We start from the raw sequence: 12,668 nt of genomic DNA on the forward strand, positions 1-12,668 counted from the left end.
GCGGCGACGGTCCGGCCGCAACACGCCGCGGTCGAAGCTCGGCTTCTGCCGCCAGCACAAGCCTTTGCCGCTCAAGTGCCACGTTTTCGTCGCGAAGCGGGTCTAGCGCGGTGAACCAGGAGCGCGGCCTCCGCGAGGACGGAAAGATGAAGCAGGACACGCGATTGGCGCGCACGCCGATGTGGCAGGACAGCGCCGACTCGGCCGATCCGGTGCTGGTACCCGATCTCAACGTGATCTCGGGCGCGCCGGTGCCGGGCGCCGAGCTGCGCGCCGAATCGAACCGACCGCTGCTGATCCGCGTCGGCAAGCACCTGCGCGGGGTGTTCGACCGGCTGATCGCGGGCTCGTCGCTGGTGCCCAACGATCCCGTGCTCGACGTGCGCGATTTCGCCTGGACCGCGCTGCTGCGCGAGCATTGGCAAGCGATCCGCGACGAGGCGCGCGCGGTGGCGCTGGTCGGCAATGCGGCGCCCAGCCTGGCGACGATCTCGCCCGATCATCGCGCCATCGCCGAGATCAACAAATGGCGCTCCTTCTTCCTGTGGGGCTATGGCTATCCGATCCACGAGAATCTGGTGCGCTGCCCGCATACCCAGGCGGTGATCGAGCAGATCCCGGGGCTCAACTCGGCCTTTTTCTCGATCCTCGCGCCGGGGACCCACATCCCCGACCATCGCGGCGTGACCAAAGGCCTGATCACCTGCCACCTCGGGCTGATCGTGCCGCGCGACGGCGACGTGCGGATGCGCGTCGACGACCGCATCGTGCGCTGGGCCGAGGGGGAGACGCTGGTGTTCGACGATACCTACCGGCACGAGGTGTGGAACGACACCGCGGGGACGCGCGTGGTGCTGCTGATCCAGTTCGAGCGCCCGCTCCGCCACCCCGGGCGGTGGTTCGCCGACCTGTTCCTGGGCGTGGTCAAGCGCTCCGCCTTCGTCCAGGAGGCGCGCGCCAATGTCGCCAAGTGGAACGCGGCGGTGCGCCAGCTCGACGGCTGACGCCCGCGCGCGGGCTCAGGGTCGACGGACGATCAGCCGCGCTCGCCGAGCATCGCCTCGGGACGCACCACCCGGTCGAAGGTCTCGGCGTCGACCAGCCCCAGCGCCAGCCCGGCCTCGCGCAGCGTCAGTCCCTGTTCGTGCGCGTGCTTGGCGATCTTGGCGGCCTTGTCATAGCCGATCTCGGGGGCGAGCGCGGTGACCAGCATCAGCGAGCGCGCCACCAGCTCGCCGATCCGCCCCTCGTTGGCGCGCAGCCCGTCGACGCAGCGCAGCGCGAAGCTCTCGCATCCGGTGGCGAGCAGGTCGATCGAGCGCAGCACCGCCGCACCCAGCATCGGCTTGAAGACATTGAGCTCCAGATGCCCCTGCGCGCCGCCGACGGTGACCGCGACGTGATTGCCCATCACCTGCGCCGCGACCATCGTCAGCATCTCGCACTGGGTCGGGTTGACCTTGCCCGGCATGATCGAGCTGCCCGGCTCGTTGGCGGGCAGGTCGAGTTCGCCCAGCCCGCTGCGCGGCCCCGAGCCGAGCAGGCGGATGTCGTTGGCGATCTTGTTGCACGCCACCGCCAGCGTGTTGAGCGTGCCGGAGAGGTGGACCAGCGGATCGTTGCTCGCCAGCGCCTCGAAGAAATTCTCCGCCGGCGCGAACGGCACGCCGGTGATCGCCGCCAGTTCCGCCGCGACGTCGCGCGCGAAGCCCTTGGGCGCGTTGAGCCCGGTGCCCACCGCGGTGCCCCCTTGTGCGAGCCGGTCGGTGCCGTGCTCGACCGCGGGCTCGATCCGCCGCAGGCAGCGGTGGAGCTGGTGCGCATAGCCCGAGAATTCGTCGCCCAGCGTCAGCGGGGTCGCGTCCTGGAGATGGGTGCGGCCGATCTTCACCACGCCCGCCCAGTCGCGCGCGCGCGCCGCCAGCGACTCATGCAGTCGCTCCACCGCGGGGATCAGCCGCTGGCGCACCGCCAGCGAGCAGGCGACGTGGAGCGCGGTGGGGAAGCTGTCGTTGGACGACTGCCCCCGGTTGACGTCGTCATTGGGGTGGACCGGCGCCTTGCCGCCGCGCTGGCCGGTGAGGATCTCGTTGGCGCGGCCCGCGATCACCTCGTTGACGTTCATGTTGCTCTGCGTGCCGCTGCCGGTCTGCCAGATCACCAGCGGGAATTGATCGTCGAGCAGGCCCTGCGCGATCTCCTGCGCGGCGGCCTCGATCGCGTCCGCTTTCTCCGCTTCGAGGCCGTGGCGGCGGTTCACCCGCGCCGCCGCCTGCTTCACCAGCGCGAGCGCGCGGACGATCTCGATCGGCATCCGCTCGCGCGCGCCGAACGGGAAATTCTCGAGGCTGCGCTCGGTCTGCGCGCCCCAGTAAGCGGTGGCGGGAACCTCGATCGGCCCGATCGAGTCGGTCTCGGTGCGCGTGGCGGTGTCGGTCATGCGGTGCCAACTCGCCGCGCGGCGGAGCGTTGCGCCGCTCCTGCCCCGTCGCGGCGATCGTGCGCTCAGCCGGGGTCGCGTTGCGCCAGCATCGGCCCCAGCGCGCGCCCTGCCAGGATGTGGACGTGGAGGTGCGGCACCTCGGCATGGCTGTCGAGCCCGGTGTTCGCGATCAGCCGATAGCCGCGCTCGACCAGCCCCGCCTCGCGCGCGGCCTGACCGATCGCGCGGGTGAGGCTGGCGATCTCCTCGACGCTCGCCCGCGCGGAGAAATCGTCCCAGCTGACATAGCTCCCCTTGGGGATCGCGAGCAGATGCACCGGTGCCCAGGGCGCGATGTCGTGGAAGACGATGCTGTGGGCGTCCTCGAACACGCGGCGCGACGGGATCTCGCCGCGCACCAGCTTGGCGAAGATGTTGGTGTCGTCATAGGGCAAGGTGGCGTCGACGGTCATCGGAACGGTCCTTACTCGGGGCGGAAGGAGAGCGGCAGCGGGCCGCCGCGCGCGGCCTTCTCGTCATGGCCCGACACGCCCTCGCGCCGCGCCAGCTCGGCGCGCACGTCGTCGAGCGTCAGCCCGGCATCCGCGAGCAGTACCAGCAGGTGGTACAGCAGATCGGCCGCCTCGGGCACGATCGCACGCTCGTCGCCGCGCAGCGCCGCGATCACCGTCTCCACCGCTTCCTCGCCGAGCTTCTGCGCGATCCGCGCGCGACCGCGCGCGAACAGTGCGGCGGTATAGGAGCTGTCCGGATCGGCGCCGCGGCGCGCGGCGACCGTGGCGGCGAGCCGGTCGAGAGGGTCGGGCTGGTCCATGACCGGGCGGGGTGCCGCTTCGCGCCGGCGCGGTCAAGGCACCGCGCCGCGCACCGCGCGCTGCCTAGAGCAGCGACTGGAAACGCACCGCCGCGTCATAGTCGCGCCGCCGCGCCGCGGTCGCCGCGACCGCGAGCGGGTCCTCGCCCCATTGCTCGGCCTGCCACGCCTCGTCCACCGTCGCCGCGGTCCACAGCGCCTCCGCGTCGGTCGCGCGCTCGGCCAGCGCCAGCGCCCCCACCAGCGTGCCCGTGATCGTCACCAGCGGCGACAGCGCGGCGAGCGCGAAGGCGTCGCGGCTCGCCACCGCCTCGCTCAGTCGCGCGACCGTCGCGGCGGGCTGCGGCCGGTGCATCACCCCCGCGACCAGCGTGAAATGCACGTCATAGCGACGTGCCGCCCAGGCAAGCAGCGGGTCCCATGCCGCCGCCTGACGCTCCACCAGCGGCACGGGCGCGTCGGCGCGGTAGCAGAGCAGATCGGTCTCGGCATAGCGCGCCAACCCCGCGGCGAAGTCGCGCGGCGCCGTCGCGATCCGGTCGATCGCGGCATTGGCGAGGCCGGTCAGCGGCATCGCGCGCGGGTCGAGCGTCTCGCCGACCTCGCGCCATTCCGCCGCCACCGCCTCCGCCAGCGCCGCGCGCGGCAGCGCGAGCGCGACGCGACCGGGGGTCCGCACCGGTCGGTCGTCGAGCAAGATGCCACCGTCCGCGTCGATCGCGACCTGCTGCCAGAAGCGCCTCACCGCTCGCTCCGCCACCGTCGCGCCAATGCGCGCGGCACCGTCGCCATCACCCACAGCGCCGACAGCACGATCGCGACTCCCAGAAGCTGGGCCGGGAGCGTCACCGCCCGCCCGAGCAGCACTACGCCCAGGATCGCGCCGAAGCTCGCCACCAGCCGCACCCCGACCAGCGCGAGCCAGCGCACCATCGCGGGATCGTGGTCGCGCGCGCTCATGCGACGCAGCCGGGCAGGTCGGCGCAGCGCCGCGCGATCGCCTGCGCGCCCGCGGCCCACAGCGCCTCCTCGCGATGATAGCCCCAGGTCACGCCGATCGCGCGCACCCCGGCGGCGCGCGCCATCGCCATGTCGAAGCTGGTGTCGCCGATCATCACGGTCATATGGGGGGCCGCGCCCGCCTGCGCCATCGCCGCGGCGAGCATCGACGGGTCCGGCTTGGACGGGTGGCGGTCCGCGGTCTGGAGCGTGACGAACCGCTCGGTCAGGCCGTGATGCGCGAGCAGCAGCGCCAGCCCGCGATCCGACTTGCCCGTCGCGACGCCCAGCCGCCAGCCCGCGACCGCGAGCGTGTCGAGCGCCTCGACCAGCCCGTCGTACAGCGGCTCGGGATCGAGCGCGGCGTCGGCGCGCATCTGCTGAAACGCCCGCTTATAATCGGCGGCGAGCGCAGCGTGGAGCGTCGCGGGCGAGTCGGGCAGGAGCATCGCCATCGCCTCGATTAGGCTGAGCCCGACGATCGCGCGGATCGCGGCGTGCGACGGCGCGGGAAGGCCGGCGCCGCGATGCGCCGCCTCCATCGCGCGGCAGATATTGGCCTGACTGTCGACGAGCGTGCCGTCGCAGTCGAACACGGCGAGACGTGGGGACATGAGATGCGCTTAGCGGAGCCTGTGCCGCCCGCGCCATCCCCCCGTCGATGCCGCAGCGCGGCGGAGCGTGCGCGAGGCGCGGCGGGGCGCGCGTTAACCTCTTCGTAGGCAGGAACGAATAAGGTTAAGCGCACGACGGGCGTCGGGGGGCGGCCGCGTCGATGAACCATCACGAGGGTGTGGGGAATGCTGGAAGCCGTTGCACTGACCTATGGCATGCTGTTGAGCTTCGTGCTCTCGGGCGCGTCGCACAACCGCCGGCTCGCGCGCCCCAACCCGCCGGTGCTCACCTATATCGGCTATGTCCTGTTCGGCGCGACCTGCGCGCTCACCGTGGCGCTCACCGTCTATGCGGCCTGGGGGCTGGTGACCGGCGAGACGCTCTGAGATCGCGCGGCGCGGGCTGACGGATCGGCCCGCGCGCCCGCGTCACTCCACCCAGTCGAGCCCAATATCGCGGTAGACGCCGCGGTCCTCGTCCCAGCCGGGCTTCACCTTGACGTGCAGATAGAGGTGGACCGGCCGGTCGAGAAGCACCGCCAGTTCCGCCCGCGCGCGCGCCCCGATCTCGCGGATGCGCGCGCCGCCCTTGCCGAGCACGATCGCGCGCTGGGTCACGCGCTCGACCAGGATCTGCTGGTGGATCTCGGCCGAGCCATCCTCGCGCTCGCTGAACTTCTCGGTCTCGACCACGCTGGCATAAGGCAGCTCGGCGTGGAGCTGGAGGTAGAGCTGCTCGCGCGTCACCTCGGCCGCCAGTGCGCGCTCGGACGCGTCGGACACCTGGTCCTCGGGATAATGCCACGGCCCCGCGGGCATCGCCGCCGCCAGCACGCGCTTGAGCTGGGGCAGTCCGTCGCCGGTCTGCGCCGAGACGAAGAAGGTCTCGGCGAAGGCCAGCATCGCGTTGAGCTTCTCCGCGTGGATCAGCAGCTTGGGCTTGTCGGCGAGGTCGACCTTGTTGAGCACGAGGTAGATCGGCTCGCGCCGCTCCTTGAGCGACTCGACGATCTCGGTGACCTTGGGGCCGAGACCGCCCTTGCCGTCGACCACCAGCGCGATCACGTCGGCGCCCTCCGCGCCGCCCCAGGCCGCCGCCACCATCGCGCGGTCGAGCCGGCGGCGCGGCGCGAAGATGCCGGGCGTATCGACCAGCAGCAGCTGCGTTTCGTCCTGGAGCGCAACGCCCATCAGCCGCGCGCGCGTGGTCTGCGCCTTGGGGCTGACGATCGCCACCTTCTGCCCGACCAGGGCATTGACCAGCGTCGACTTTCCCGCATTGGGCGCGCCCACCACCGCGACCAGCCCGCAGCGCGTCGCGGGCGAATGTTGCGAATGTTGCGAATGTTGCGAATGTTGAGTCACCGGCGCGTTCTCGTCCACGCCGCTCACTCGCCCGCGATCGCGTTCTTGAGCCGCGAGAAGAAGCCCTGGCTCTGCGGGCATTCGTCACCCGTCTCGGTCTCGCGGAACTCCTCGAGCAGCGCGCGCTGGCGCGTGCTGAGCTTGGTCGGCGTCTCCACCTCGACCTGGATCACCAAGTCGCCGGTGCCGCGCCCCTGCAAGACGGGCATGCCCGCGCCGCGCTGGCGCAGCTGCTTGCCCGACTGGATGCCCGCGGGAATCTTGACCTCGTGGCGCTTGCCGTCGAGCCCGGGGATCGACAGCGTCCCGCCCAGCGCCGCGGTGGTGAAGCTGATCGGCGCGCGCGCGAACAAGGTGGTGCCCTCGCGCTCGAAGATCGCGTGCCGCTTCACATGCAGGAAGATGTAGAGATCGCCCGGCGGCGCGCCGCGCGCGCCCGCCTCGCCCTCGCCGGTGAGCCGCACGCGCGTGCCCTCGTCGACGCCGGGCGGCACGTTGACCGCGAGCGTCTTGGTCTTCTCGACGCGACCCTCGCCGCGGCAGTCGGCGCACGGGTCGGTGATCACCTCGCCCGAGCCGTGGCACAGCGGGCAGGCCCGCTCCACCACGAAGAAGCCCTGCTGCGCACGCACCTTGCCGTGGCCGTGGCAGTGCTGGCAGGTGTGCGCGTGGGTGCCGGGCTTGGAGCCGGTGCCGTGACAGCTGTCGCACGCGGCGGAGATGTCGACGGTGATCTCCGTCTCCTTACCGTGATACGCCTCCTCCAGCGTGATCTCCATGTCGTAGCGCAGGTCCGCGCCGCGGCGCACCTGCCGCCCGCCGCCGCGCTGGCCGCCCATGAACTCGCCGAACACGCTCTCGAAAATGTCGGAGAAGCCGGCGAAATCCTGCGCGCCGCCGCCACCGCCGCCGCCGTTCCTGAAGGCGGCATGGCCGAAGCGATCATAGGCCGCGCGCTTCTGCGGGTCCTTGAGGCAGTCATAGGCCTCGCTGACCGCCTTGAACTTGGCCTCGCTGTCCTTGCACCCGGCGTTCTTGTCCGGATGGTATTTCATCGCGAGCTTGCGATACGACGATTTGATCGTCGCCGCGTCCGCGGTCCGCTCGCACTCGAGCAGCTCGTAATAGTCGATCTCGGTCATGCGAACATAAGCCCTCTCCCCCGCGGGGGAGCCTTGGGAAATGTGGCCGACGCGCACGCCCCCGCGTCATCCCGGCCTTGCGCCGGGATCCATGCGTCGGCGCGCGCCACAGACGTGGTGCACGCGGCGCCATGGATGCCGGGTCCGGCCCGGCATGACGAAGTGGGTGTGCCGTCGACATCATCGGCAAGCGTGCCGATCAGGTAAGGGGCGGCCACGAACGCTGTCCTGTGCTGCATCGTCACCGTCCCTCACCACTCACCCCCGCCCCCTCCCCACCGGGGAGAGGGCGAAGCGCCGTTACGCCTTGTGGTCGTCGACTTCCGAGAATTCGGCGTCGACCACGTCGTCCTTGGGCGCGTCGGCCTGCGCGGTCTCACCCTGCGGCGCGGCCTCGCTCTGCTGCTGCTTCTCGTAGATCGCCTGGCCGAGCTTCATCGCGACCTGCGCCAGCGCCTGGCTCTTCTCGTTCATCTGCTCGGGATCGTTCGACTCGACCGCCTTCTTGGCGGCGTCGATCGCGCCCTGGATCTCACCGCGCAGCGACTCGTCGACCTTATCGCCATTGTCGGCGAGTTGGCGCTCGGTGGTGTGGATCAGCGACTCGGCGTTGTTCTTCGCCTCGGCCGCGGCACGGCGCTTCTTGTCCTCCTCGGCGAAGGACTCGGCGTCGCGCACCATCTGATCGATGTCGGCGTCGGAGAGACCGCCCGAGGCCTGGATGCGGATCTGGGTCTCCTTGCCGGTGCCCTTGTCCTTGGCCGAGACGTTGACGATGCCGTTGGCGTCGATGTCGAACGTCACCTCGATCTGCGGCACGCCGCGCGGCGCCGGCGGGATGCCGACCAGGTCGAACTGGCCGAGCAGCTTGTTGTCCGCCGCCATCTCGCGCTCGCCCTGGAACACCCGGATCGTCACCGCCTGCTGATTGTCGTCGGCAGTGGAATAGACCTGGGTCTTCTTGGTCGGGATCGTGGTGTTGCGGTCGATCATGCGGGTGAACACGCCGCCCAGCGTCTCGATGCCGAGCGACAGCGGGGTGACGTCGAGCAGCAGCACGTCCTTGACGTCGCCCTGCAGCACGCCCGCCTGGATCGCCGCGCCCATCGCGACCACCTCATCGGGGTTCACGCCGGTGTGCGGGTCCTTGCCGAAGAACTGCTTCACGATCTCGCGCACGCGCGGCATGCGCGTCATGCCGCCGACCAGCACCACCTCGCTGATGTCACTGGCGGAGACGCCCGCGTCGGCCAGCGCCTTCTTGCACGGGTCGAGCGTGCGCTTGATCAGGTCCTCGACCAGCCGCTCCAGATCGGCGCGGGTGATCGTCTTGACCAGGTGCTTGGGGCCGTTCTGGTCGGCGGTGATGAAGGGCAGGTTGACCTCGGTCGACTGCGCCGACGACAGCTCGATCTTCGCCTTCTCGGCGGCCTCCTTGAGGCGCTGCAGCGCGAGCTTGTCCTTGGTGAGGTCGATGCCCTCGTCCTTCTGGAAGCCCTGCGCGAGATAGTCGACGATCTTGTTATCGAAATCCTCGCCGCCGAGGAAGGTGTCGCCGTTGGTGGCCTTCACCTCGAACACGCCGTCGCCGATCTCGAGCACCGAGACGTCGAACGTGCCGCCGCCGAGATCATAGACCGCGATCGTCTTGCCGTCCTGCTTGTCCAGCCCGTAGGCCAATGCCGCCGCGGTCGGCTCGTTGATGATGCGCAGCACCTCGAGGCCCGCGATCTGGCCGGCGTCCTTGGTCGCCTGGCGCTGCGCGTCGTTGAAATAGGCCGGGACGGTGATCACCGCCTGGGTGACGGTCTCGCCGAGATACGACTCGGCGGTCTCCTTCATCTTCTGCAGCGTGAAGGCGCTGATCTGCGACGGGCTGTATTCCTTGCCGCCGGCGCTGACCCACGCGTCACCGTTCGACCCGCGCACGATCTTGTACGGGACCAGCTCGGTGTCCTTCTTGGTGACGGGATCGTCGAAGCGGCGGCCGATGAGGCGCTTCACCGCGAAGATCGTGTTGTCGCCGTTGGTGACGGCCTGGCGCTTCGCCGGCTGGCCGATCAGCCGCTCGCCGTCCTTGGCGAAGGCGACGATCGACGGCGTGGTGCGCGCGCCCTCCGCATTCTCGATGACCTTGGCCTTGCCGCCTTCCATCACGGCCACGCACGAGTTGGTGGTGCCGAGGTCGATCCCGATAACTTTTGCCATGAGTGCTTTGCCTAGCCCCTGCGTTGACGTGTATTGATGCGGCGGCGCCCCGTTACGGCAGCGCAACCGCGATGACGAAGCGCGATATAGGTGCGCGGTCGCGCCCCGCAAGATTGCGGCGGTGGTGTGGCGGGCGCGGCCGGGAACGATTGCCTGACTCGCGCGTGTCACGTAGGGAGGCCCGATCATGCAGACCGCCCGCATCTACCAGCGCCCGAAGAACGCCATGCAGTCGGGCAAGGCCCGCACCGATCGCTGGCAGCTCGAGTTCGAGCCCGGCGAGGCCAAGCAGCCCGACGCGCTGACCGGCTGGGCCGGCAGCGGCGACACGCGCGATCAGATCAGGCTGGGCTTCCCCACCTGCGAGGCGGCGGTGGCGTACGCCGAGCAGCAGGGGCTGCGCTACACCGTGATCCCGACGCCGACCAAGACGCTGAAGCTACAGAGCTACGCCGACAATTTCCGCTAAGGTCGCGGCGCGGCCGGGCTCGCCGGCCGGGTGATGGCGGACAGGTGCTGGCGGACAGGTGCTGGCGATGACCGTCGTGGGCGGCGCCTCTCGGTGGCGCGCTCAACCGCGGCGGGTGCTGTCGCGCTTGTCGACCCATTGCGGGCCGCTGCGCCGGCACGCCGCGCTCACCACAGGGAAATCGAGGTCGCTGTTGCGCGCGAGCACGTTGGCCATCGCCGCCTCGCACTGCTGCACCGTGGCGTAATGCGCCGGCGCGACACGCGCCTCGGCGCAGCCGGTGGCGCCGTCGCCACAGCCCATGATCGCCATCACGAAGAATACCGCGTCCATCGCTGCCTCCTCACGCCTGGGAAAACGAAGACCGCCCGGCGCCGTTCCGGTCCCGCATGCGCGGTTGACGCTCCCGTTCCGGCACACGACATCTCAGGCACATGCCTCCCGACCGCCCCGCCGCCGCCGGCACCGAGCGTCCGCTGCTGCCGACGCTCCGCCGCTTCCTCCCCGATCTCTGGCCGAGCGACTCGCCGGGGATGAAGCTGCGCGTCGCGGGCGCGCTGGCGCTGGTGGTCGCGTCCAAGCTGGTGCAGGTCTATGGCGCACCCTTCGCGCTCCAGGGCGCGGTGGACGGCATGGCGGTGCCGACCACGCCGGTGACGCTGATCGTGCTGCTGGTGATCGGCTATGCCGCGGCGCGCTTCGGCACCACGCTGTTCGACAATCTGCGCAACACCGTGTTCGAGAAGGTCGGCCAGGAGGCGACGCGGCGGCTCGCGGCGCGCGTGTTTCGCCATCTCCATCGGCTGTCGCTGCGCTTCCATCTCGAGCGGCGCACCGGCGCGGTCACCAAGGTGGTCGAGCGCGGCACCAAGAGCATCGACACGATGCTCTATTTCCTGTTGTTCAACATCGCGCCAACGATCCTCGAACTCGCGCTGGTGCTGGGCATCTTCCAGGTCAAGTTCGGCTGGCCACTGGTCGTCGCGACGCTGGCGATGGTGGCGCTGTACATCTGGTTCACGCGCACCGTCACCGACTGGCGCTCGTCGCTGCGCGAGAAGATGAACGACCTCGACACCGGCGCGGTGGCACACGCGGTCGACTCGCTGCTCAACTTCGAGACGGTGAAATATTTCGGCGCCGAGGAGCGCGAGGCCAAGCGCTACGACGGCGCGATGCGCTCCTATGCCGAGGCCGCGGTGAAGAGCGAGAACAGCCTGGCGTGGCTCAACATCGGCCAGGCGCTCATCACCAACCTGATGCTCGCCGCGGGCATGGCCTGGGTCGCCTGGGGCTGGAGCCAGGGGCGCTTCACCGCCGGCAACGTGGTGCTGGTGTCGACTTTGCTGTCGCAGCTGTTCCGCCCGCTCGACCTGCTCGGTATGGTGTATCGCACGATCCGTCAGGGCGTGATCGACATGGGCGCGATGTTCGACCTGATCGACACCGCGCCCGAGGTGGTCGACGCGCCCGACGCGCCCGCGCTGGCGGTGCACGACGCGCATGTCCGCTTCGAGGGCGTGGCGTTCGGCTATGACGCGGGCATGCCGATCCTCAAGGGGATCGACCTCGACGTGCCCGCGGGCACCACTTGCGCGGTGGTCGGTCCCTCGGGCGCGGGCAAGTCGACGCTGGCGCGGCTGCTGTACCGTTTCTACGACGTCGATCAGGGCCGGATCACGATCGACGGGCAGGATATCGCGCGCGTGCGGCAGGCCACGCTGCGCGCCGCGATCGGCATCGTCCCGCAGGACACGGTGCTGTTCAACGACACGATCGGCTATAACATCGCCTACGGCCGTGAGGGCGCGAGCGAGGCCGAGGTCGCCGCCGCGGCGCGCGGCGCGGCGATCGCCGGCTTCATCGAGCGCCAGCCCGAGGGCTATCAGACGCGCGTCGGCGAGCGCGGGCTCAAGCTGTCGGGGGGCGAGAAGCAGCGCGTGGCGATCGCGCGAACGCTGCTCAAGGACCCGCCGCTGCTGATCCTCGACGAGGCGACCAGCGCGCTCGACAGCCGCACCGAGGGCGAGATCATGGAGACGCTCGCCGCGATCGAGCGCGGACGCACCACGATCGTGATCGCGCACCGGCTCTCCACCATCGTCCACGCCGACCAGATCGTGGTGCTGGAGGCGGGGCGCGTGGTGGAGCGCGGGACCCACGCCGAGCTGCTCGCGCGCGACGGCCTCTACGCCGCGATGTGGGCGCGTCAGGCGGCCGAGAGCGAGGAGGCCGAGGAGGCGCCGGTCGCGGTGGCGTGAGGCATGCTCTCCCTCCCGACGAGAGGATCGCCGTCATCCCGGCCTCGCGCCGTGCTCCATCGCTTCGCGAGAGCGACGCCGGCGGCGCTCGCGACACCATGGATCCGGACTCAAGAAGCTCATTGTCGCGGATGCAGCTTACCTCCGTCATCCCGGCCTCGCGCCGGGATCCATCGCGCCGCGAGAGCCGCCCGCGTTGCTCTCACGGCACCATGGATCCCGGGTCGAGCCCGGGATGACGGTGATCGGGCGGCGCCACGACTGACGCGTCGCCCCCCCAAGGAGACACGGCCAGCAGCCCACGCACTGACCCAGAGTAGGGCAGCTCCCTTGCCCCTCCCCGGTTGCGGGTG

At 70.4% G+C, this 12,668-nt stretch carries 14 protein-coding genes; 4 read left to right on the plus strand and 10 right to left on the minus strand.

Features of this window, described 5'->3' with window-relative positions; genetic code table 11:
- Positions 1–146 precede the first annotated feature (146 nt).
- Positions 147–1,004: an aspartyl/asparaginyl beta-hydroxylase domain-containing protein gene (locus tag EV292_RS05635; RefSeq protein ID WP_243693634.1), complete on the plus strand. Its 858-nt coding sequence runs from the start codon at positions 147–149 to the stop codon at positions 1,002–1,004.
- A gap of 32 nt (positions 1,005–1,036) precedes the next feature.
- On the opposite strand, the gene fumC is transcribed toward EV292_RS05635, so the two are convergent.
- From fumC to EV292_RS05665, 6 genes are all read right to left on the minus strand, one after another.
- The gene (fumC, locus tag EV292_RS05640) at positions 1,037–2,440 is read right to left on the minus strand and encodes a class II fumarate hydratase (RefSeq protein WP_132908247.1); all 1,404 of its coding nucleotides are present in this window, start codon (positions 2,438–2,440) and stop codon (positions 1,037–1,039) included.
- Positions 2,441–2,505: 65 nt separating this feature from the next.
- Positions 2,506–2,895 (minus strand): HIT domain-containing protein, encoded by a 390-nt coding sequence (locus EV292_RS05645; RefSeq protein WP_132908248.1) that lies wholly within the window; start codon positions 2,893–2,895, stop codon positions 2,506–2,508.
- Positions 2,896–2,906: 11 nt separating this feature from the next.
- Complete coding sequence (locus EV292_RS05650; RefSeq protein WP_132908249.1) at positions 2,907–3,257, minus strand: phosphoribosyl-ATP diphosphatase; 351 nt, start codon at positions 3,255–3,257, stop codon at positions 2,907–2,909.
- A gap of 64 nt (positions 3,258–3,321) precedes the next feature.
- Positions 3,322–4,002: an ATP12 family protein gene (locus tag EV292_RS05655; RefSeq protein WP_132908250.1), complete on the minus strand. Its 681-nt coding sequence runs from the start codon at positions 4,000–4,002 to the stop codon at positions 3,322–3,324.
- Positions 3,999–4,217 (minus strand): hypothetical protein, encoded by a 219-nt coding sequence (locus EV292_RS05660; RefSeq protein ID WP_132908251.1) that lies wholly within the window; start codon positions 4,215–4,217, stop codon positions 3,999–4,001. Before EV292_RS05660 ends, EV292_RS05655 begins: the two co-directional genes overlap by 4 nt.
- Positions 4,214–4,870, minus strand: coding sequence for an HAD-IA family hydrolase (locus EV292_RS05665; RefSeq protein ID WP_132908252.1), 657 nt, complete (start codon positions 4,868–4,870; stop codon positions 4,214–4,216). The genes EV292_RS05660 and EV292_RS05665 overlap by 4 nt, the downstream gene beginning before the upstream one ends.
- A gap of 186 nt (positions 4,871–5,056) precedes the next feature.
- Here EV292_RS05665 and EV292_RS05670 point away from each other — a divergent pair, with 186 nt between their 5' ends.
- The gene (locus tag EV292_RS05670) at positions 5,057–5,257 is read left to right on the plus strand and encodes a hypothetical protein (protein WP_132908253.1); all 201 of its coding nucleotides are present in this window, start codon (positions 5,057–5,059) and stop codon (positions 5,255–5,257) included.
- 42 nt (positions 5,258–5,299) lie between these two features.
- On the opposite strand, the gene era is transcribed toward EV292_RS05670, so the two are convergent.
- The 3 genes from era to dnaK all read right to left on the minus strand — a co-directional run bounded on the left by era (position 5,300) and on the right by dnaK (position 9,585).
- Positions 5,300–6,235 (minus strand): GTPase Era, encoded by a 936-nt coding sequence (gene era / locus EV292_RS05675; protein WP_243693672.1) that lies wholly within the window; start codon positions 6,233–6,235, stop codon positions 5,300–5,302.
- Between the two features lie 23 nt (positions 6,236–6,258).
- Entirely contained in the window at positions 6,259–7,377 is a 1,119-nt protein-coding gene (dnaJ, locus tag EV292_RS05680) for a molecular chaperone DnaJ (RefSeq protein WP_132908255.1), read from the minus strand.
- A 300-nt stretch (positions 7,378–7,677) separates the two neighbouring features.
- Positions 7,678–9,585, minus strand: a complete 1,908-nt coding sequence (gene dnaK / locus EV292_RS05685; protein WP_132908256.1) for a molecular chaperone DnaK — start codon at positions 9,583–9,585, stop codon at positions 7,678–7,680.
- Between the two features lie 187 nt (positions 9,586–9,772).
- Between dnaK and EV292_RS05690 the strand changes: the two genes are divergently transcribed.
- Entirely contained in the window at positions 9,773–10,054 is a 282-nt protein-coding gene (locus tag EV292_RS05690) for an ETC complex I subunit (protein ID WP_132908257.1), read from the plus strand.
- Positions 10,055–10,156: 102 nt separating this feature from the next.
- On the opposite strand, the gene EV292_RS05695 is transcribed toward EV292_RS05690, so the two are convergent.
- On the minus strand, positions 10,157–10,387 hold the full coding sequence (locus EV292_RS05695) for a hypothetical protein (RefSeq protein WP_132908258.1): 231 nt from the start codon (positions 10,385–10,387) through the stop codon (positions 10,157–10,159).
- Positions 10,388–10,488: 101 nt separating this feature from the next.
- Here EV292_RS05695 and EV292_RS05700 point away from each other — a divergent pair, with 101 nt between their 5' ends.
- A complete protein-coding gene (locus EV292_RS05700; protein ID WP_165927032.1) occupies positions 10,489–12,315 on the plus strand; it encodes an ABC transporter ATP-binding protein/permease in 1,827 nt (608 codons plus the stop codon).
- Positions 12,316–12,668: the final 353 nt, after the last annotated feature.

It is taken from the genome of Sphingomonas sp. BK235 (assembly GCF_004345855.1).
Classification (GTDB): Bacteria; Pseudomonadota; Alphaproteobacteria; order Sphingomonadales; family Sphingomonadaceae; genus Sphingomonas.

What these genes read in the sequence shown, in the direction of transcription:
- EV292_RS05700 (WP_165927032.1), top strand. Translation starts at nt 10,489, where the DNA reads ATGCCTCCCGACCGCCCCGCCGCCGCCGGCACCGAGCGTCCGCTGCTG.
- EV292_RS05695 (WP_132908258.1), bottom strand. Translation starts at nt 10,387, where the DNA reads ATGGACGCGGTATTCTTCGTGATGGCGATCATGGGCTGTGGCGACGGC.
- EV292_RS05660 (WP_132908251.1), bottom strand. Translation starts at nt 4,217, where the DNA reads ATGAGCGCGCGCGACCACGATCCCGCGATGGTGCGCTGGCTCGCGCTG.
- fumC (WP_132908247.1), bottom strand. Translation starts at nt 2,440, where the DNA reads ATGACCGACACCGCCACGCGCACCGAGACCGACTCGATCGGGCCGATC.
- dnaJ (WP_132908255.1), bottom strand. Translation starts at nt 7,377, where the DNA reads ATGACCGAGATCGACTATTACGAGCTGCTCGAGTGCGAGCGGACCGCG.
- EV292_RS05650 (WP_132908249.1), bottom strand. Translation starts at nt 3,257, where the DNA reads ATGGACCAGCCCGACCCTCTCGACCGGCTCGCCGCCACGGTCGCCGCG.
- dnaK (WP_132908256.1), bottom strand. Translation starts at nt 9,585, where the DNA reads ATGGCAAAAGTTATCGGGATCGACCTCGGCACCACCAACTCGTGCGTG.
- EV292_RS05690 (WP_132908257.1), top strand. Translation starts at nt 9,773, where the DNA reads ATGCAGACCGCCCGCATCTACCAGCGCCCGAAGAACGCCATGCAGTCG.
- EV292_RS05665 (WP_132908252.1), bottom strand. Translation starts at nt 4,870, where the DNA reads ATGTCCCCACGTCTCGCCGTGTTCGACTGCGACGGCACGCTCGTCGAC.
- EV292_RS05635 (WP_243693634.1), top strand. Translation starts at nt 147, where the DNA reads ATGAAGCAGGACACGCGATTGGCGCGCACGCCGATGTGGCAGGACAGC.
- EV292_RS05670 (WP_132908253.1), top strand. Translation starts at nt 5,057, where the DNA reads ATGCTGGAAGCCGTTGCACTGACCTATGGCATGCTGTTGAGCTTCGTG.
- EV292_RS05645 (WP_132908248.1), bottom strand. Translation starts at nt 2,895, where the DNA reads ATGACCGTCGACGCCACCTTGCCCTATGACGACACCAACATCTTCGCC.